At 73.2% G+C, this 17971-nt stretch carries 18 protein-coding genes; 10 read left to right on the top strand and 8 right to left on the bottom strand.

Annotated features, from left to right (window positions below; translation table 11 throughout):
* Positions 1 to 423: 423 nt before the first annotated feature.
* Entirely contained in the window at positions 424 to 1164 is a 741-nt protein-coding gene (locus ACFYM6_RS01560; protein WP_387271206.1) for a hypothetical protein, read from the top strand.
* 84 nt (positions 1165 to 1248) lie between these two features.
* Here the strand turns inward: ACFYM6_RS01560 and ACFYM6_RS01565 are convergent, their stop codons facing one another.
* The 3 genes from ACFYM6_RS01565 to ACFYM6_RS01575 form a co-directional block, all read right to left on the bottom strand.
* Positions 1249 to 2469: a hypothetical protein gene (locus ACFYM6_RS01565; RefSeq protein WP_387271207.1), complete on the bottom strand. Its 1221-nt coding sequence runs from the start codon at positions 2467 to 2469 to the stop codon at positions 1249 to 1251.
* Between the two features lie 53 nt (positions 2470 to 2522).
* Positions 2523 to 4181: a GTPase gene (locus ACFYM6_RS01570; protein WP_387271839.1), complete on the bottom strand. Its 1659-nt coding sequence runs from the start codon at positions 4179 to 4181 to the stop codon at positions 2523 to 2525.
* A gap of 100 nt (positions 4182 to 4281) precedes the next feature.
* Complete coding sequence (locus ACFYM6_RS01575; RefSeq protein ID WP_387271209.1) at positions 4282 to 6120, bottom strand: ABC transporter; 1839 nt, start codon at positions 6118 to 6120, stop codon at positions 4282 to 4284.
* Between the two features lie 219 nt (positions 6121 to 6339).
* On the opposite strand from ACFYM6_RS01575, the gene dnaK reads away from it, so the two are divergent.
* From dnaK to ACFYM6_RS01600, 5 genes are all read left to right on the top strand, one after another.
* Complete coding sequence (gene dnaK, locus ACFYM6_RS01580; RefSeq protein ID WP_357434536.1) at positions 6340 to 8202, top strand: molecular chaperone DnaK; 1863 nt, start codon at positions 6340 to 6342, stop codon at positions 8200 to 8202.
* Positions 8199 to 8960: a nucleotide exchange factor GrpE gene (gene grpE / locus ACFYM6_RS01585; protein WP_357434537.1), complete on the top strand. Its 762-nt coding sequence runs from the start codon at positions 8199 to 8201 to the stop codon at positions 8958 to 8960. Before dnaK ends, grpE begins: the two co-directional genes overlap by 4 nt.
* 79 nt (positions 8961 to 9039) lie before the next feature.
* Entirely contained in the window at positions 9040 to 10221 is a 1182-nt protein-coding gene (dnaJ, locus tag ACFYM6_RS01590; protein ID WP_387271211.1) for a molecular chaperone DnaJ, read from the top strand.
* A 28-nt stretch (positions 10222 to 10249) separates the two neighbouring features.
* Positions 10250 to 10690, top strand: coding sequence for a heat shock protein transcriptional repressor HspR (locus ACFYM6_RS01595; protein WP_387271213.1), 441 nt, complete (start codon positions 10250 to 10252; stop codon positions 10688 to 10690).
* Positions 10691 to 10836: 146 nt separating this feature from the next.
* Positions 10837 to 11046 carry a hypothetical protein gene (locus ACFYM6_RS01600; protein ID WP_387271215.1) on the top strand — a complete coding sequence of 70 codons (210 nt, stop codon included), beginning with the start codon at positions 10837 to 10839 and terminating at the stop codon, positions 11044 to 11046.
* Positions 11047 to 11137: 91 nt separating this feature from the next.
* Here ACFYM6_RS01600 and ACFYM6_RS01605 read toward each other — a convergent pair whose 3' ends face one another.
* The 3 genes from ACFYM6_RS01605 to ACFYM6_RS01615 form a co-directional block, all read right to left on the bottom strand.
* Positions 11138 to 11566 carry a hypothetical protein gene (locus tag ACFYM6_RS01605; protein WP_387271217.1) on the bottom strand — a complete coding sequence of 143 codons (429 nt, stop codon included), beginning with the start codon at positions 11564 to 11566 and terminating at the stop codon, positions 11138 to 11140.
* 171 nt (positions 11567 to 11737) lie between these two features.
* Positions 11738 to 12946: a cation:proton antiporter gene (locus ACFYM6_RS01610; protein WP_387271219.1), complete on the bottom strand. Its 1209-nt coding sequence runs from the start codon at positions 12944 to 12946 to the stop codon at positions 11738 to 11740.
* Positions 12947 to 12951: 5 nt separating this feature from the next.
* Positions 12952 to 13452 carry a cation:proton antiporter regulatory subunit gene (locus ACFYM6_RS01615; protein WP_387271221.1) on the bottom strand — a complete coding sequence of 167 codons (501 nt, stop codon included), beginning with the start codon at positions 13450 to 13452 and terminating at the stop codon, positions 12952 to 12954.
* Positions 13453 to 13481: 29 nt separating this feature from the next.
* Between ACFYM6_RS01615 and ACFYM6_RS01620 the strand changes: the two genes are divergently transcribed.
* Entirely contained in the window at positions 13482 to 14576 is a 1095-nt protein-coding gene (locus ACFYM6_RS01620; RefSeq protein ID WP_387271223.1) for a hypothetical protein, read from the top strand.
* Positions 14577 to 14801: 225 nt separating this feature from the next.
* On the opposite strand, the gene ACFYM6_RS01625 is transcribed toward ACFYM6_RS01620, so the two are convergent.
* Positions 14802 to 15032 (bottom strand): winged helix-turn-helix domain-containing protein, encoded by a 231-nt coding sequence (locus ACFYM6_RS01625; protein ID WP_387271225.1) that lies wholly within the window; start codon positions 15030 to 15032, stop codon positions 14802 to 14804.
* A 391-nt stretch (positions 15033 to 15423) separates the two neighbouring features.
* Here ACFYM6_RS01625 and ACFYM6_RS01630 point away from each other — a divergent pair, with 391 nt between their 5' ends.
* Together ACFYM6_RS01630 and ACFYM6_RS01635 are read left to right on the top strand one after the other, a co-directional pair.
* A complete protein-coding gene (locus tag ACFYM6_RS01630; protein WP_387271227.1) occupies positions 15424 to 15741 on the top strand; it encodes a DivIVA domain-containing protein in 318 nt (105 codons plus the stop codon).
* Positions 15742 to 15761: 20 nt separating this feature from the next.
* Positions 15762 to 15989 carry a hypothetical protein gene (locus ACFYM6_RS01635; RefSeq protein ID WP_387271229.1) on the top strand — a complete coding sequence of 76 codons (228 nt, stop codon included), beginning with the start codon at positions 15762 to 15764 and terminating at the stop codon, positions 15987 to 15989.
* Positions 15990 to 16048: 59 nt separating this feature from the next.
* Here ACFYM6_RS01635 and ACFYM6_RS01640 read toward each other — a convergent pair whose 3' ends face one another.
* Positions 16049 to 17185 (bottom strand): epoxide hydrolase family protein, encoded by a 1137-nt coding sequence (locus tag ACFYM6_RS01640; RefSeq protein ID WP_387271231.1) that lies wholly within the window; start codon positions 17183 to 17185, stop codon positions 16049 to 16051.
* Positions 17186 to 17268: 83 nt separating this feature from the next.
* Between ACFYM6_RS01640 and ACFYM6_RS01645 the strand changes: the two genes are divergently transcribed.
* Positions 17269 to 17910: a TetR/AcrR family transcriptional regulator gene (locus ACFYM6_RS01645; protein WP_387271233.1), complete on the top strand. Its 642-nt coding sequence runs from the start codon at positions 17269 to 17271 to the stop codon at positions 17908 to 17910.
* Positions 17911 to 17971: the final 61 nt, after the last annotated feature.

Below are 17971 nucleotides of genomic sequence, written 5' to 3' on the forward strand. Positions count from 1 at the left end.
CGCCCGGCTCGAGCCGGGCTGGTTCCTGGCGGCCGCGCCTAGCCCCGGTGAGGGTTGCCGCGCGGCGTGAGCCGGGTCCGTGGAGGAACCCGACCCGGGAGCGCCGGCGCCGTTCCGCACCGCCGCGAGGTACGCGGAGGTGGCGGCTGCGTTGCCGTCGTGCCTGAATGATTGCAGAGGTCGTGAGCGGGCCCACAGTATGGCCTCCCCCGCCGGTGACGTTCGGTCTGGTTCGCGACGCATGGGTTTTTTGTCGCGCAAGTTCTCACGAGTCGACGGACACCGGGTGTGTCGACACGCGGTGATGGCTGGTGAACTCAGGGTTGCTGGTTCAAGCTGACTGGTGTTCCATGACGAGGCGTTTGATGGCCTTTGTCCAACTCGGATGAGCATGCCGCCGTGTCGACGTACGAGGAGTGTGCGGTGTCCCAGCCAGCAGAGGGTCCCGGTGCCCCGCTCCTCGGCCACCACCGCGCGTCGCCCCGGGCCGCGTACCGCCGGGTGGTCGGGGCCCACCGCGCACCCGGCCTGAACTCCCCGAGCCGGGGCTATCTCTTCACCGTCGCGTTGCTCGCCGGCACCGCGTCCATGCCGATCCTGGCCGCGATCAGCGCCGGGTCGGCGACCGTGGGCAACAGCGCCCTCCCGGACAGCAGCACCCCGTTCATCCCGACCCCCTCGGTCGGCCCGGTGGTCATCCAGGGCACCCAGCCCCCGGTCGTCCCCACCCGGACGCCCGTGGCCGACGCCGCCAGTCTGCCGGCCCTCGCCGCCGCCCCGGCCCTGCCCGACGACGCCGACCTGGGCTCGCGCCGGCGGCCCCGGCCGACCGCACCCGCGAAGGTGCCCAGCCGCCCCAGGCCGACCATCCCGTCGCGCCCGTCGCCGGTCCCGTCACCCTCGCCGTCGGCCTCCGACCCGGCCACGCCGGACCCGACGCCGAGCCCCACGGCCGAGCCGACCAGCACCCTCTCCGGGCCGGCGACCGATCCCTCCACCACCCCGAGCGCGCAGCCCAGCGCGACCGCGTCACCGGACAACTCGCCGCCGCCGACCTGCGCGCCGCCCGAGGAGACGCCCAGGCCGACCCTCCGCCCCACCGCCGAACCGGGCCCGAGCGCCACCGTGCCGGCCACCCACCGGCTGCGTACCGGAGCAGCCTGATTCCCAGAAGGAGTGGCCTCCCGTGCGGAAGGCCACTCCTTCTGGGAATCTGCGCGATCGCGTGCGGGTGCCCCGCCGGCCGCCTCAGGCCGGGTCGTCGGTGAGGCGATGCCGGTTGGCCTCGATCCAGGCGTCCAGGGCGGCCGGATCGTCGGGGTCGACGCCGTCCGCCATGAGCTGGGCGACCGCGGCGGTGGCGGGGCTGCGCCGCTCCCCGGTGGTGTAGAGCCGGGCGAACTCCGGGACCATCTCCTCGATCGCCTCGTCCGTCCGCCGGACCGCCGCCGCCGGCAGGCCCCGCTGGCGGGCCGCGTACGCCGCCCAGCCGCGCAGCACCCGAGGCAGCATCGCCGCGTCGTCCATGTCCAGCACGGCCCGGCGGTGCACCCAGTCCAGCAGGAACAGCTCGGCCACCGTCGGGCTCCAACGCATCGGGTCGGCGTCCGGGAAGCTGGCCGCATGGTCGAGCAGCAGGCCCAGGCAGAAGTGCAGCGAGGCCAGCTCCGCGTCGGCCACCGTGTCCAGGCCGAACCGGGCGGCTTCCGGCGCGGCGAGGAAGGCCCGCACCAGCCGGGTCCGTTCCGCGTCGGTGGGCGGCGGGACGTCCCCGACGCCGGCCCGGGCCGGGCCCGGCAGGACGGCCAACCGCGCGCCGACCAGCGCCCGGTCGGTGGCCAGGGAACCCTGGGCGGGCAGCTCCCCGAGGTCGTCGGTGACCGCGAGGTGTCGGCGCACCTCCGCGTGCATCCGGGCCGGGTCCTCGGTACGGAACCAGGTCAGCTCGTCCTCGGTGCAGATCTGGCGGGCCTGCTCGACGATCCGCCCGGCGGGACCGCCGACGAAGACGTCCTTGGTGATGCCGATGTTGTGGTCGACCAGGGCAACCAGGGCGTGCTCCGGGCCGCCCTCGGCGTCGTCGTACGCGAAGGTGGCCAGGTAGGAGGTCTGGTCGCCGTACACGTCCCCGTACGCCCAGGCGCCGGTGAGGTGCACCCGCCCGAGCTGTCCGGCCCAGTCCGGGGCGTACGCGCCGGGGCGTACCCGGGTGGCGCCCTCGGCGTCCGGTACCAGCGCGGCGAAGACTGCGCGGATCGTGGTGGCGGCGGCGCTGCGGCGGCGGGACGTGGCGGCCAGGAAGCCGGCCACGAACTCGCGGACGGCGGTCTCCCGGTCGGACTCCGCCACGGCGTAGACGCTGCCCAGCAGCGCGGCGCCGAGCATCTCGGCGTCGAGGGCGGAGTCGAGCCTCGTCACGTCGCGAGCGGCGTGCAGCACCGCCTCGTAGGGGGTCTGTGGCGTGGCCATGCACCGACCCTACGCCGGTCGGCCGGTCCGGACACGGTCCAGCGCGCCCGGGCTCAGCGCCGGGTGGCGTCCTGCAGCGCCTCCCGGGCCTCGGCGTAGCGGCCCAGCACCGCCCAGACCGGGTCCAGCACGTACTTCTCGCCGACCCGGCCCACCGAGGTCAGCAGCCGCCCCTCGGCCCGCTGCCGGGCGCGCCCGGCAGCCCACCGGATCACCGGCCGGCTCAGCGCCGCCAGCAGCAGCCCGGTGAGCAGGCCGCCGAGAAGCAGCACGGTCGGCCAGGGCACCTCGCCGAGCCTCGGCTGCTCCAGCGCCGGCAGGCCCAGCGCGCGCAGCGCGTAACCCAGCACCAGCCAGCCCAGCCCGGCCAGCGCGGCGAGGGTGACCAGCCACTGGAGGCCGCCCACCACCCGCCACCAGGTGGGTCGTCGGGCCATCCCCAGGTCGGTCGCGGCGACCGCCTGGTCCAGCGCGTCCGGCAGGTCGGCCAGCCGGGACCGGGCTGCGGCGGTCAGCGCGGCCGGCCAGGGCGCCGGCAGGTCCGCGGCGGAACGGTCGGCCACCGCGCGGACGGCCAGGTTGAGCGCCGAACGCTGTGCGGCGGTGGCATCGGGTACGGAGGTCGCCGCGACCAGGCTCTCCGCCGGCGCGGCGGCGTCCCCGCCGGGCAGGTGCAGCCGGCGCAGCGGGTCCGGCCGGAGCCTCCGCCAGCCGCGGACCAGCGGCCAGCCGGTCGTCCCGCCGGCCCGGTGCCGGTACGCCGCCTCGACCGCCTCGGCCACCGTCGGCACCCCGGCCGCCCCGGCCAGCGCTGCGGTGAGCTCCTTCGTCGAGCGGTCGTCCGGGCCGGTGCGTGGCGGCTCCGGCCCCACCAGTTCCGCCAGCCCGGCCACCACCGCGTCCACGTCGCCGGTCAGCCGGCGTAGGGCGGCCTGCCGTTCGGCGACCGTCTTCTCCAGCTCGGCGCGGAGCCCGTCCAGGCTGGCCGGGTCCACCGCCACGGTGGGCAGCAGCGGCACCCCGGTCAGCCCGTCGGCGTCGAGCAGCCGGCGCAGGTCACCGAGGACCCGGGGCAGCTCGGCCGGGGGCAGCCGGTCGGCCTGGTTGAGCACCACCACCGTCACGTCCTTGTGCCGGTGGAACTCGCGCAGGTAGCTGGTGTGGATCACGCGGTCCGCGTACTTCTGCGGGTCGACCACCCAGACGACCAGGTCGACCAGGCCGAGCAGCCGGTCCACCTCCAGCCGGTGGGCGCGCTGCACCGAGTCGAAGTCGGGCAGGTCCAGCAGGACCAGGCCGTGCAGGGCCGACTCGTCGTCGCCGTCGAGGGCGCTCTCCCGGACGAACCGGTGCCGGGGCAGCACCCCGATCCAGTCGAGCAGCCGGGCCGCGCCGTCCAGCGGCCCCCAGACGCAGGCGTGCGCGACCCCGGTGGTCGGCCGGCGTACGCCGACCGGCGAGAGGTCCAGCCGGGCGAGGGCGTTGAACAGGCTCGACTTGCCGCTGCCGGTCGCCCCGGCCAGGGCGACCACGGTGTGGTGCCCGGACAGCGCGAGCCGGGTGCCGGCCCGTTCGACCACGGTGTGCGCGGTGACCAGTTGGGAGTCGGGCACCTGGCCGTCCACCGCCTCGAGGAAGCGTTGGACCGCCTGCAGGCGCGTGACCAGGACGTCCGGGTCGACCCGCTGGTCGCCGCGGAACGCCTCGCGCATCCGACCGACGATGTTGCTCACCTCGGCCCACCTTCGTCTCCGGCCCACCCGGCCGAGCGGCGTCCCGCCCGGGCCCCGGCCCGGCCTGTGGTCGGCGTGCTCACCGGTGGCCACCCTGGTCGACGGCGGGCAGCACCGGCCCGTCCGCACGGGTCAGGCCGCTGCGGTGCCGGGCCTTCTCCACCTCGTTGGCCGCCCGGCTCAGGTCGGCGCCGGCCTCGACGCCCGGGCGGGCCGCCTCGGTGCGGGCGAGGAACCGGGCCGCCTCCTCCGCCAGCAGCGTGCCGATCCGGTCGAGCAGGTCCGCCCGGGCCTTGGTCGCCAGGTTCCGGACCGCCTGGTCCCCGAAGATCGCCTGCAGGACCGCCTGCCCGGCGACCGCGGTGCCGGCGCCGGTGGCGACCTCCAGCCCGGTCGGGATGAAGGCGGTGGAGGCGAACACCCCGATCATGACCGCCAGCCCGGTGGCGTTGACCGCGTACGCGGCCGTGCGGGCCACGAAGCGGCGGTCCCCGCCCTCGGCCCGGACCAGCTCCAGCACCCCGCGCTGCCAGTCGCGGACGAGTCGCTCGGCGCGCGCGGGCAGGTCGGCCGAGGCGTGGGCCAGCTCCGGTTCGAGCAGCGCCGCACCGGCGGGGTGCGCCTTCCACCCGGTGTACGCGTGCTCCGCCGCCTCGGCGGCCACCCCGCGCAGCAGCGTCACGAGCTGGGACTCGATGGCCGTCCGCAACTCGGCGGCCGGGGCCGGACGCCCGGTGAACCTGCCCACCACCCGGTCGCGCAGCCGGCTGATCCGGGCTTCCAGGGTGCGGAAGAACTCGCCCGTGCCGACGAACTCCTGCCAGCGGGCCAGCACCTCGCCGCGGAGCAGCCGGCCGTCCTTGAGCCCCTCCGCGACGGTCCGCTCCGCCCCCCGGTAGGCCGCCCGCACCCGCTCGTCCAGCGCGTCGGCGGCGGCCACCTGCTCGTCGGCGGCGTCGGCCAGCCCCTCCACGGCGGGGTGCAGGGCGGCCAGCGCGCCGTCCAGGGTGTGCCGGACGACGGCGGAGCGGGCCTCGGCGTCCGCCGCGAGCCGGGCGAACCAGGCGCTCAGCGGGGCGGTGACCTTGTCGGGGAGCAGCCCCTGCCCGTCGACCCAGGTCTCCGGCAGTACGAAGAGCGGCGCGGCGTCGAGGCCCTGGGCGGCGAGCATCTCCGACAGGTGGGCGGCGATCTCGTCGGCCGCCTCCGGCGGCACCCGGTCCAGGACCATGGCGATCACCGTGCCGCGGGCCCGGGCGCCGCGCAGCAGCTCCCAGGGGACGGCGTCGGCGTACCGGGCGGCGGTGGTGACGAAGAGCCAGAGGTCGGCGGCGGCCAGGAGCTGCCCGGCGAGCGCCCGGTTGGCGTCGACCACCGAGTCGATGTCGGGCGCGTCGAGGAAGGCCAGCCCGGCCGGCAGCGCGGGCGCGGTGACCAGGTGCAGCGTGCCCGGGTGCTCGCTCGGCTCGTTGGTCCGGGTCAGGCCCGGCAGCAGGTCGCCCCGGCGGAACCACGCGGCGTCGGCCGGGTTGCAGACCAGCACCGGCGAGCGAGTGGTGGGGCGGAGCACCCCGGCGGCGCTCACCCGCGCTTGGACGAGGCTGTTGACCAGGGTCGACTTGCCGGCGCCGGTCGAGCCGCCGACCACCACCAGCAGCGGGGCGTCGAGCCGGGCGAGCCGGGGCAGCAGATAGTCGTCAAGCTGGTCGGTGAGGCCGGCGGCGGCGCGCCGGGCCGGCTCCGCCGAGGGCAGGGTGAGCGGGAACCGCGCCGCCCCGATCGCGGCCCGCAGGCCGGCGAGCGCGGCGGGCAGGCCCTCGGCGCCGGTGGCGGGCGGGTCCTCCCCGACGTCGAGTCCGGAGCGGGCTGCGACGGCGGGCGTGCCGGAATGGGTGGCGGAATCGCCATGCGTCGTCACCGCTAAAGCGTGCCCGACCGATGCAAGGGAAGACAACCGGACAGTAATAACGGTCAGGTTGCGTCGGGTCGACTCAACCTCGACTTGCGGTTTGCCGGCCGCGTGGCACTATTGAGTCCGGTCCACTCAACTTGTGGTGCGGTCGCTGCGGGCGACCCGCCGGGCAGCTCGGGGGCGAGGCCCCTGACCTGCTCACCGTTACGAAGCGAGGAAGCGAACATGGCACGTGCGGTCGGCATCGACCTCGGCACGACGAACTCCTGCGTCAGCGTTCTCGAGGGCGGTGAGCCCACCGTCATCGCCAACGCTGAGGGCTCGCGGACGACCCCCTCGATCGTCGCGTTCGCCCGCAACGGGGAGGTGCTCGTCGGTGAGGTCGCCAAGCGCCAGGCGGTGACCAACCCCGACCGGACCATCCGCTCGGTCAAGCGGGAGATCGGCACCAACTGGACCGTCGACATCGACGGCAAGAAGTACACCCCGCAGGAGATCTCGGCCCGCACGCTGATGAAGCTCAAGCGGGACGCCGAGGCGTACCTGGGCGAGCAGATCACCGACGCGGTGATCACCGTCCCCGCCTACTTCAACGACGGGCAGCGCCAGGCCACCAAGGAGGCCGGTGAGATCGCCGGCTTCAACGTGCTGCGGATCGTCAACGAGCCGACCGCGGCCGCCCTGGCGTACGGCCTGGACAAGGGCTCCAAGGAGCAGACCGTTCTGGTCTTCGACCTGGGTGGCGGCACCTTCGACGTCTCACTGCTCGAGCTGGCCGAGGGCGTCATCGAGGTCAAGTCCACCAGCGGTGACAACCACCTCGGTGGTGACGACTGGGACCAGCGGATCATCGACCACCTGGTGAAGACCTTCCGTGGCGAGCACGGCATCGACCTGTCCCAGGACAAGATGGCGATGCAGCGGCTCAGGGAGGCGGCCGAGAAGGCCAAGATCGAGCTGTCCGCCGCCACCACCACCAACATCAACCTGCCGTACATCACCGCCGGTTCCGCCGGCCCGCTGCACCTCGACGTGACCCTGAGCCGCGCCGAGTTCCAGCGGATGACGCAGGATCTGCTGGACCGCTGCAAGGGCCCGTTCGAGCAGGCCGTGAAGGACGCCGGGATCAAGGTCTCGGACGTCGAGCACGTCATCCTGGTCGGCGGCTCGACCCGGATGCCGGCCGTGACCGACCTGGTCAAGCAGCTCACCGGCAAGGAGCCCAACAAGGGCGTGAACCCGGACGAGGTCGTCGCCGTCGGCGCCGCCCTGCAGGCCGGTGTGCTCAAGGGTGAGGTGAAGGACGTCCTGCTGCTCGACGTGACCCCGCTGAGCCTGGGCATCGAGACCAAGGGCGGCATCTTCACCAAGCTGATCGAGCGCAACACCACCATCCCGACCAAGCGCTCCGAGGTCTTCACCACTGCGGACGACAACCAGCCGTCGGTGCTGATCCAGGTGTTCCAGGGCGAGCGGGACATCGCGGCCTACAACAAGAAGCTCGGCACCTTCGAGCTGACCGGCCTCCCGCCGGCGCCGCGCGGCGTGCCGCAGATCGAGGTCACCTTCGACATCGACGCCAACGGCATCGTCAACGTGCACGCCAAGGACCTGGGCACCGGCAAGGAGCAGAAGATGACGATCACCGGCGGCTCCTCGCTGCCGAAGGACGACATCGAGCGGATGCGCCGGGACGCCGAGGAGCACGCCGAGGAGGACAAGCGGCGCCGCGACGAGGCGGAGACCCGCAACGTGGCCGAGGCGCTCCAGTGGCAGACCGAGAAGTTCCTCGCCGAGAGCGGCGACAAGCTGCCCAGCGAGAACCGGGACCAGCTCAACGAGGCGCTCGGCGAGCTGCGTAGCGCGCTCGGCGGCCAGGACATCGACAAGATCAAGGCGGCCCACGAGCGGCTGGCCCAGGTCTCCCAGCAGGCCGGCTCGCTGCTCTACTCGCAGCAGCAGGGCGAGCAGGGTGCGCCGGGCGCGGCCGGGCCGGGCGCCGGTGCGACCGGTGCGACGGGTGGCGCGAAGGCCGGCGGCGCCGACGACGTGGTCGACGCGGAGATCGTGGACGAGGACAAGAAGTGACGGAGAAGCCACGAGCGGCCGACCCGGGCTCCACCGGGTCGGCGCCGGGTGGCTCGGCCAGCGCCGGACCGGGCGCCGGCGACGAGCCGCGGATCGTCATCCGAGACAAGCGCAGAATCGGCAAGACCACCGAGCAGCCCGCGGCGGACGCCGCAGCCGCGGACGCCGCGGCCGACGCGCCCGCCGAGGGGCTGGTCGAGGAGACCGAGGTCGTGGTTGACGAGATCGAGACCGAGGCGCCGGTCTCCGGTCCGCCCGTCGTCGACGCGCCGGCCGAGCCGACCGAGGAGGTCGAGGAGGTCGTCAAGCCGGGCGGGCCGCTCGGCGCCGAGCTGGAGGCGCTCCGGGCCGAGCTGGACGAGCGGACCCGGGATGTGCAGCGGGTGTCGGCCGAGTACGCCAACTACCGCAAGCGGGTCGACCGGGACCGCGCCCTGGTCCAGGAGCAGGCGACCGGCTCGGTGCTGACCGCGCTGCTGCCGATCCTCGACGACCTGGACCGGGCCCGCGAGCACGGCGACCTGGTGGGCGGGTTCGGCTCGGTGGCCGAGCAGCTCACCACGGCGCTGGGCAAGTTCGGCCTGACCGCGTTCGGCGAGCAGGGCGACCCGTTCGATCCGACCCGGCACGAGGCGGTGGCCCACCAGACCTCCGCCGACGTGACCGAACCGACCTGCGTGCAGGTCATGCGTCGGGGTTACCAGCTCGGCGAACGGCTGCTGCGGCCGGCCCTGGTCGCGGTCGCCGACCCCGAGTAGTGCCGACCCGTGACGTCCCGCCCGCCCGCACCGGGCGGGCGGGACGACCGGGGTACGTCCCGTGGAAGGGGGTGGACGGGTGAGTTCCAAGGACTGGATCGAGAAGGACTACTACGCCGTGCTGGGCGTGGAGAAGTCCGCCTCCTCTGACGAGATCAAGAAGTCGTACCGGAAGCTGGCCCGGGAGTCGCACCCGGACCACAACCCCGGCGACCCGAAGGCCGAGGAGCGGTTCAAGGCCGTCTCCGAGGCGTACGCCGTGCTCGGCGACGAGAAGAAGCGCCGCGAGTACGACGAGATGCGGTCGCTGTTCGGCTCAGGCGCGTTCCGGCGCCACGCCAGTGCCGGAGGCCAGCCGGGCGGCATGCCCTTCGACGTCTCCGACCTGTTCGGCGGCGCGGCCGGCGGCACCGACACCCGGTTCGGTGGCGGCGGGTTCACCGACCTGTTCAGCTCGATCTTCTCGGGCGGCGGCGCCGGTCCGGCCCGCGCTCGCGGCCCGGCGCGCGGCCGGGACGTCGAGGCCGAGGTGGCGCTCGACTTCGAGGACGCGGTACGCGGCGTCACGCTGCCGCTGACGCTGCGCGCCCCCGGGGTCTGCGACACCTGCCACGGCAACGGCGCCAAGCCGGGCACCCAGCCGGTGGCCTGCCCGGTCTGCCAAGGCGCCGGGGTGACCACCCGCAACCAGGGGTCGTTCAGCTTCTCCGAGCCGTGCCGCAACTGCCAGGGCGTCGGCACGATCGTCGAGGAGAAGTGCCCGGAGTGCCACGGCACGGGCGGGGTCACCAAGACCCGCACGCTGAACGTGCGCTTTCCGGCCGGGGTGGCCGACGGCCAGCGCATCCGGCTGGCCGGCCGAGGCGAACCGGGTGAGCGGGGCGGCCCGGCGGGCGACCTGTTCGTCCACGTGAAGGTCCGCCCGGACGAGCTGTTCGGGCGCTCCGGGGACGATCTGACCCTGACCGTGCAGATCACGTTCGCGGAGGCGGTGCTCGGCACCGACCTGCGCGTACCGACCCTGGACGGGACGGTGACCCTGCGGGTGCCGGCGGGTACTCCGAGCGGCCGGGTGCTGCGGGCCCGGGGCAAGGGCGTCGTACGCAAGGACGGCCGCGCCGGTGACCTGCTGGTCACCCTCGACGTGGTGGTCCCGGCGAAGGTGTCGGACGAGGCGCGGGCGGCGCTCGAGGCGTTCGCGGAACAGACCCCGCCCGCCGCGCGGGAACATCTCGACGCCCGGGTGCGTCGGTTCAGTTGACCGGTGAAGGCAGCGGAGGTGAGCGGGGATGTCGCAGGAGTTCGTCGGCTCGGGTGACCCTGCCTACGAGGCCAAGGTCCTGATGATCTCGGTGGCGGCCCGGATGGCGGGGATGCACCCGCAGACCCTGCGCCAGTACGACCGGCTCGGCCTCGTGCAGGCCGGCCGGGCGTCCGGCGGTGGCCGCCGGTACAGCGTCCGGGACGTGGTGCTGCTCCGCGAGGTGCAGCGACTCAGCCAGGACGACGGCATCAACCTGGCCGGGGTCAAGCGGATCATCGGCCTGGAACGGCTGCTGGAGGAGGCCCAGCAGCGGGTGGCCCGGCTGGAGGCGGAGCTGGACGCCGCGTACCGGCGGATCGCCGAGCTGGAGTCGCTGGGCCGGTTGTCCCGTGGCGACCTCGTGCCCACCAACCGCACCTCGACGGCGCTGGTCGTCTGGCGGCCACGCCGCACCGGCGACCGCTGATCCCGCGCTCCGCCGCCCGTCGCCACTCATTCCGTGCAGATCAATGGGATGAGTGGCTGTTCCGCGTCCGGCAGCCACTCTCTCCGCTAACCTGTGAATCAGGCCCAACCAACTCAATCCGGACTCCGAACTTGGCAGGGGGAGCCATGACGGAATCGGCGAAGAAGGTGGCGCAGGAGGCGGAGGACCGGCTGGAGAAGATGGCCGTGAACATCCGCGAGCGGTTCGATCGGTTAACCGAGAGCCGCTTCACCGACAAGATCAAAGAAGGCCGCTTCGCTGACCAGCTGGACCACGGCATCGACCGGGCCAGGCTCGACGAGCGGCGCAAGAAGCAGGGCGGATCGACGAGCTGACGACCCGTCGACGTGCGGACCGGGACCCACGGGGGGTCCCGGCCCGTTCGCCGTGCCAGGGCCACACCCCCACCACAAGAGGAAAAGAGGGCTAGAGCCGCCGGTTCTCCCGCACCAGGCCGCCCTCGCACCAGTCGCCGTAGGCGAAGAGGTCCGGCCGGGCGAGCAGCACCCGGCTGTTGTGCGCCCAGTTGCGCATCAGCTCGTCCCCGGTCCGCTCGGCCTGCTCGACCAGTTTGCGGAAGCGGCGCTTCGGGTGGGCCCGGAAGTTCGTGCGGATGCCGTCGGCGGCGTAGATGTAGAGGCAGTGCAGGGCGAACCGGCGGGCCGGGCAGGCCGTGTCCATGGCCAGTTGGAAGAGCGTCTGCACCAGGTGGTCACCGGCGACCAGCAGGTCCCAGTCCGGGGGCATGGAGGTCAGCGGTACGGAGTCCGGCTGGTACGCCCAGGCCCGCAGCTCCGCCGGCGAGGGGTCGACGGGGTTGGCGAAGCCGCGGAACGTTGACTCCTGCACGCTCACCGGCCAACCTTCCGTTTCCGCTGGCGGGGGCACCGGCCACCCGCGGACGCTGGCTGCTGGGGCGACACGGTAACGCGGTTGCGCGTACCTGCGGTAGACCTTCCCGGAACCAATTCGGCGACCGTTGGCCGGGCCGGGTCCACCGTACGGTCGACCCGGCCCCGACCAGGGTCAGTCGGCCGCCCCGACCGGGACGGGCCGCCGGGCGGCGGTGCGCTCACGCAACCAGCGCTTGAACCAGGGCAGGTCGGGCAGGCGGGCCAGCATCGGCCCGGTCACCACGGTGATCAGCACGTACGCGGTGGCGAGCGCCGCCAGCTTCGGTTCGATCGGTTGCGCGGCGGCGACGGCGAGCCCGGCGATGACGATGGAGAACTCGCCGCGCGGGGTGAGCGCGAAGCCGGCCCGCCAGCGACCGGGCTCGGCGATCCCGGCCCGCCGGGCCGCCAGATAGCCGGTGAGCAGCTTCGTCCCCATGGTGACCACGGCCAGCCCCAGCGCCGGCAGCAGCACCGGGGGCATGTCCAGCGGGTTGGTGACCAGCCCGAAGAACACGAAGAAGACCGCGGCGAAGAGGTCCCGCAGCGGGGAGAGCAGCTCCGTCGCGTGGTGCGCCACCGGGCCGGAGAGGGCGATGCCGACCAGGAACGCCCCGACCGCCGCGGACACCTGCAGCTTGGCCGCGACGCCGGCGACCAGCAGGGTCAGGCCGAGCACCCCGAGCAGCAGCGCCTCGGGGTCCTTCGCGGAGAGCGCCGCTGAGATCAGGTGGCCGTACCGGATGGCGACGGCCAGCACGACGACCACGGTGAGCACCGCGACGGCGAGCGCCACGCCGCCCTTGACCAGGCCGACCCCGGCGAGCAGCGCGGTGAGCAGCGGCAGGTAGAGGGCCATTGCCAGGTCCTCGATCACCAGCACGGAGAGGATCACCGGGGTTTCCCGGTTACCGATCCGGCCGAGGTCGCCGAGGACCTTGGCGATCACCCCGGACGAGGAGACCCAGGTGACGCCGGCGAGCACCACGGCGGCGGTCCAGCCCCAGCCGAGCAGCAGGGCGAAGGCGAAGCCGGGCAGCGCGTTGAGCACCGCGTCGATCAGGCCGGCCGGGGCCGCCGAGCGGAGGTTGCCCACCAGTTCGTTGGCGCTGTATTCCAGGCCGAGCATGACCAGCAGCAGGATCACGCCGATCTCCGCGCCGACGGCGAAGAACTCCTCGCTGGCGTTGAGCGGCAGCAGGCCGCCGTGGCCGAAGGCGAGCCCGGCGAGCAGGTAGAGGGGGATGGGTGAGAGGCCGACCCGGCGACTGAGTCGGCCGAGCAGGCCGAGCAGCAGCAGCAGCGCGCCGACCTCGATGAGCAGGATCGTGGTTTCGTGCATCCGCGTCAGCCGTCCGGGTCGGTGTCGGCAAGGATTGCGCTCACCCCGTCGAGGCCCTGGCGGTTGCCCACCACGACCACGACGTCACCGGCCGCGAAGCGGAAGGTCGGGTCCGGCGAGACGATGACCTCGCCGTCCCGTAGCACCGCCACGATGGAGGCGCTGGTGCGGGTACGCGCCTTGGTGTCGCCCAGCCGCTTGTTGACGTACTTCGAGCCGGCCGGGATGGCGATCTGCTCGGTGAGCAGCCCCGCGGCCTGCTCACGCAGCCCGGAGAGCTGGCCGAGGATCAGCGACGCGCCGAGGATGTCGGCGAGCGCCTCCGCCTCGTCGTCCGTCAGCGGGATGTCGGCCTGACAGGAGTCGGGATCGTCCGGGTCGTAGAGGACGAGATCCCGTCGGCCGTTGCGGTGGGACACCACGCCGACCCGGCGGCCCGATTCCGTCACCAGGTCGTGACGTACGCCGATCCCCGGTAAGGCAGTCTGTTCGACACGTACTCGCACGCTGGCGAGGTTACCCGGTTGGAGCTCGGATGGATTCGGCAAGATCCCGCCGCCTGGTCGTCCTCCTCCTGCTGCTGCCCGTGCTGATGGCCTGCTCGATCGGCGACGTCCGCCGGCCACCGCCGAACCGGGCCTCCGCGTCACCCCGACCGTCGGCGACCGCGCCGCCGGTCGCCGACGTCGATGAGGTACGCCGCGTGCAGGTCGCCGTCCCCGACCGGTACGACCCGCCGTTCGTCGAGTTCGTCGACGCCGACCAGGCGTACGCCCTCTTCGCCACCTGCGACGGCCGGCCGCCCGGCCGGGACTGCCCGGCACAGCTCTTCGGCACCGGGGACGGTGGGCGGTCCTGGCGGGCGCTGCCGCATCCCAGGCCGGTCGCCGACAACCAGCAGCTCTACGCCCCGAAGGGCCTGCTGGTGCTCGCCGCCGAGCCGTTCGGCTGGTACGCCTCGACCGACGGCGGCGTCACCTTCACCCACCACCCGGGGACCGCGCCGTCGCCGGTGCTGTCGGGGGCCAACGGCCAGTTCCAGGTGGCCGAGCAGGACGGCCAGGTGGCCCGCTGGGACGGCCGCCGGCTGCGACCCTTGGCCGCCCAGCCGGGACTGCCGGCCGTGAACACCGTGCGCGAGGTCGAGGATCTGCTGGTGGCGGCCGGCGCGAGCGACGGGAGGCCGTACGCCGCGGTCTCCGCGGACCAGGGACGGCGCTGGCAGCGGACGGAGGTGCCGGCGCCCGACGGTGAGGTCGGTGTGGTGCGGGTGATGCGCTCGCCCGACGGCGAGGCCTGGCTGGTCGGGGAGCGACCGGACCGGACGGGCTTCCCGGCGCTCTGGCGCTACCGGGGCAACTGGCAGTTGGTGCGCGCCGACGGCCACCCGGACCGGATCCACTCGGTGGTCCCCGCCGGCGCTGGGCGGGTGGCGGTGACCGGGCCGGACGGCGTGGGGGTGGTGGTCGACGGCCGGTACGAGCGGGTCAGCTGGCCGGTCGGCCCCGAGCACTACCTGTCGCTGCTCGCTGACGGCACGCTCGCGGCCCGCGCCCCGGACGAGACGGTCCTGTCCGTCGGCCCGGTGGGCGCCCGCCGCTGGATCAGGGTGGTCCTGGTCGGCGACTGACCGCTCGGCCTTTTGGCCGCGCTCGTCCCGGCAGCGCTCCGGCGACCGGGGTCTGTGGTGGTGGCGTCCTTTGGACCTGAATCGTTTGCGCCATCACGTTCGCGGGCCCGCTCATGATCGTCGGCAGCTGAGCGACTCGACTCGCCGATAATGGTGCAGCGTGGCCGTCAACGATCGCGATCCCGGCTGCTACCTGACCTGCCTACGGACCTCAAGCGGACCAGATCAGGGGGCAGCGTCTCGGGGGGTTACGTAGATGCCCTTGCCCTGGTGGCCCTCGACCAAGCCCTCGGCCTGGAGGATCAACAGCGCTGAGCGGACCGGCTCAGCGGAGACTCCGTAGTGCGCGATCAGCTCACGCAGCGACGGGAGCTTGTCCCCTGGGGCGTACTCACCCGAGGCGATCTTGTCTCTGATGTCCTGTGCGATTCGCTGGCGGTCGGAAACTCGGGGCATGGCAGCAACTCCTGGTAGGCCCCAAGATCTTCCCACGGGTGATACACGTCAGCCAACACTTCGCGTGCTTAGCATGGCCACTCCTTGTCATTGAATGCTTTGCATTGTATGTTGCTGGACGGACGCCTCGCAGCGGAAAGCCTGGTAGGCAACCGGCCTCGCTCGTCGGGCATCCGTCGCTGGCACGACTGGACCGCCGTCGTGTGGACCGGTCGTGCCAGCTCCGCGTACCCATACGCCGGGTGGGACCGGCGTGCCCAGGAAACGGCCCTGCTGCCGTACCGCCGACCAGGGCTGCGGTGGCAGGACGGGCGGGCCGGCTGATCAATGGTGCTCGGCTGGTCCGCTGCCTCCGCCCCTCGGTCACTGATGTCGAGAAGGGATCAGCATCGTGCGTAACTTCCTGCGGCCCCTGTCGAAGCGCCGCAACGTCGGCCCGGTCAACCAACCGCCGCCCGGCGCGTACCGCTCGACGTCGTACCTGCCGCTGCGGCCGTGGCAGGTGCGGAGCCGCACCTTCGCCACCCGGCGGCGCGGCCTCGACCCGGTCGAGGTGGCCGCGTTCCTCGACCGCGTCGCCGGCGATCTTGCCGCGGCGCAGGCCGAGGTGGCCCGCAGTCGGGCGGAAACGGCCCGGATCAAGGACGCGCTCCGCGAGTGGCAGTCCCGCCAGGCCCCCACCATGCGTGACCTGGCCCGGCGCCCGTGACCAGCCGCTACGTTATCCACTTGCCGGTCCGGGCACCCGACCTGGCTCGGGCGAAGATGCTCGGCCGGACCGCCGCCCGCTCGCTGGCCTTCCTCACCCACGTCGACTCCGGCGAGACCACCGTCTCCACCGAAGACAACCAGGGGGTACGCCATCGCGTGTTCTGCGACCACCGTCTCGACGACGGCCGCCGATGCATCCTGCGCGCCGACCACGAGACTCCCTGTACGGCCCGCCTGCCCCGCTGACCGCGGTGGGTTGCCCGGTCGGGACCGGATCCCCGACCGGGCGCGTGAGCGGCCGATGCTCAGCGAAGCGAGGCGAAGAATTCCCGGATGTCGCCGACCAGCACGTCGGTCGCCTCGTGGGCCGCGTAGTGCCCGCCGACGTCGCCGCGCCCCTCGACCTCGGTCTGGTACGCCGTCCACCGCACGATGTTGCCGTGGTCCCGCTCGGCGAATCGGCGGATCGACTGGAAGTCGCCGGGGAACATGGCCAGCGCCGTGGGCGTGGTCGTCGGCCCGGTCGGGTGCTCGGTGGTGTGCGCGTCCTCCCAGTAGAACCGCATGGACGAGGCGGCCGTGCCGGTGAACCAGTAGACCGCCACGTTGGCCAGGATGAAGTCGGCGTCCAGGCTCTCGTCGAAGAGTTGTGCGTTCCAGGCGAGCAGCCCGACCGGTGAGTCGGCCAGCGCGAACGCCAGGGTCTGCGGCTGCTGGCTGTGGACCTGGTTGAAGGAGAACTTGTTCTCGTAGAACCACTGCAGGTGCTTGAGGGCGGCCTGGTCGGCCTCGGAGAGTCCGGCGAACTCGGCCGGGTCGCCGGACGGGAACGAGAAGAGCTGGGTGACGTGCACGCCGAGCACGTGCTCGGGGTCGATCCGGCCGACCTCGGGCGACACCAGGGAGCCACCGTCGTTGCCGACCGCGCCGTAGCGGTCGTAGCCGAGGCGGGCCATCAGCTCCGCCCAGGCGTGGGCGGTGCGGTAGCGGTTCCAGCCGGCGCTGCGGGTCGGGCCGGAGAAGCCGAAGCCGGGCAGCGACGGGATGACCAGGTGGAACGCCGGCGAGCCCGGGTCGGCCGGCTCGGTCAGCGGGGCGATCACGTCCAGGTATTCGACCACCGAGCCGGGCCAGCCGTGGGTGAGCACCAGCGGGGTGGCGTCCGGCCGGGAGGACCGGATGTGCAGGAAATGGATGTCCTCGCCGTCGATCTCGGTGACGAACTGCGGGGACGCGTTGAGCCGCGCCTCGACCGCCCGCCAGTCGAACTTCTCCAGCCAGTACGTCGCCAGCTCGCGGACCCGACCGGTCGGCATGCCGTACGCGGAGCCGGCGCCGGGCAGCTCTCCGGGCCAGCTGGTGCGGCGCAGCCGGTCGGCCAGGTCGTCGAGCGCGGACTGCGGGATCTCGACGCGGAACGGGCGGATGGTGGTGCTGGACATGCGCTGCTCCTTCAGAACGGAATGCTTCGTTCCGTTTGACTGTAGCAGAGCGGAACGATCCGTTCCACTGCTAATCTGGATTCATGCCGAACCCCACCGCGGCTCCGCAGCTCCCCGGCCGCCGCGCGCAGGCCGCCCGCAACGACGCGGTGATCCTGGAAGCCGCCCGCGCCGTCTTCCTGGCTGACCCGAAGGCGCCCATCGCCGCAGTGGCCGAGCGCGCCGGCGTCGGCATCAGCGCCCTCTACCGGCGCTATGCCGGCAAGGAGGACCTGCTCCGCAAGCTCTGCCACGACGGCCTGCGGCGGTACATCGCCGTGGCGGAGGAGTCCGCCGCCGACCCGGACGGCTGGCGGGCCTTCGCCGGGTTCCTGGAGCGTGTCGTCGATGCCGACGTGCACTCGCTGACCGTGCATCTCGCCGGCACCTTCACGCCGACCGAGGAGATGGGGCGGGACGCGGTGCGCTCCGGTGAGCTCACCGCGGAGTTGGTCGAGCGGGCCAGGGCCACCGGTCGGCTCCGCGCGGATGTGGTGGTGCAGGACGTCGGGTTGCTGCTGGAGGGGTGCGCCGCGATCCGCGTACCCGATCCGGAGCGGACCCGGGAGCTGCGTCGCCGGCACCTGGCGCTGCTGCTGGCCGGTCTTGCCGTGGCCGAGCCGTCACTGCCCGGGCCACCGCCGGCGGTCGGGGAGTTCGACTGGCGGTGGCGACGCTCCGAGTGAGCCAGCTCACACCATCGGAGTTGAGCGGAATAGACTCAACTCTGGTTGTGTCGATTCCAGT

Source organism: Micromonospora sp. NPDC006431, assembly GCF_042870725.1.
Classification (GTDB): Bacteria; Actinomycetota; Actinomycetes; order Mycobacteriales; family Micromonosporaceae; genus Micromonospora.

Bases quoted from the DNA above. Each gene is read 5' to 3' on its own strand.
- ACFYM6_RS01640 (WP_387271231.1), bottom strand. From the start codon at position 17,185: ATGTCCAGCACCACCATCCGCCCGTTCCGCGTCGAGATCCCGCAGTCC.
- ACFYM6_RS01565 (WP_387271207.1), bottom strand. From the start codon at position 2,469: ATGGCCACGCCACAGACCCCCTACGAGGCGGTGCTGCACGCCGCTCGC.
- ACFYM6_RS01570 (WP_387271839.1), bottom strand. From the start codon at position 4,181: ATGCGCGAGGCGTTCCGCGGCGACCAGCGGGTCGACCCGGACGTCCTG.
- ACFYM6_RS01620 (WP_387271223.1), top strand. From the start codon at position 13,482: ATGGATTCGGCAAGATCCCGCCGCCTGGTCGTCCTCCTCCTGCTGCTG.
- ACFYM6_RS01610 (WP_387271219.1), bottom strand. From the start codon at position 12,946: ATGCACGAAACCACGATCCTGCTCATCGAGGTCGGCGCGCTGCTGCTG.
- ACFYM6_RS01625 (WP_387271225.1), bottom strand. From the start codon at position 15,032: ATGCCCCGAGTTTCCGACCGCCAGCGAATCGCACAGGACATCAGAGAC.
- dnaK (WP_357434536.1), top strand. From the start codon at position 6,340: ATGGCACGTGCGGTCGGCATCGACCTCGGCACGACGAACTCCTGCGTC.
- ACFYM6_RS01600 (WP_387271215.1), top strand. From the start codon at position 10,837: ATGACGGAATCGGCGAAGAAGGTGGCGCAGGAGGCGGAGGACCGGCTG.
- ACFYM6_RS01645 (WP_387271233.1), top strand. From the start codon at position 17,269: ATGCCGAACCCCACCGCGGCTCCGCAGCTCCCCGGCCGCCGCGCGCAG.
- ACFYM6_RS01595 (WP_387271213.1), top strand. From the start codon at position 10,250: ATGTCGCAGGAGTTCGTCGGCTCGGGTGACCCTGCCTACGAGGCCAAG.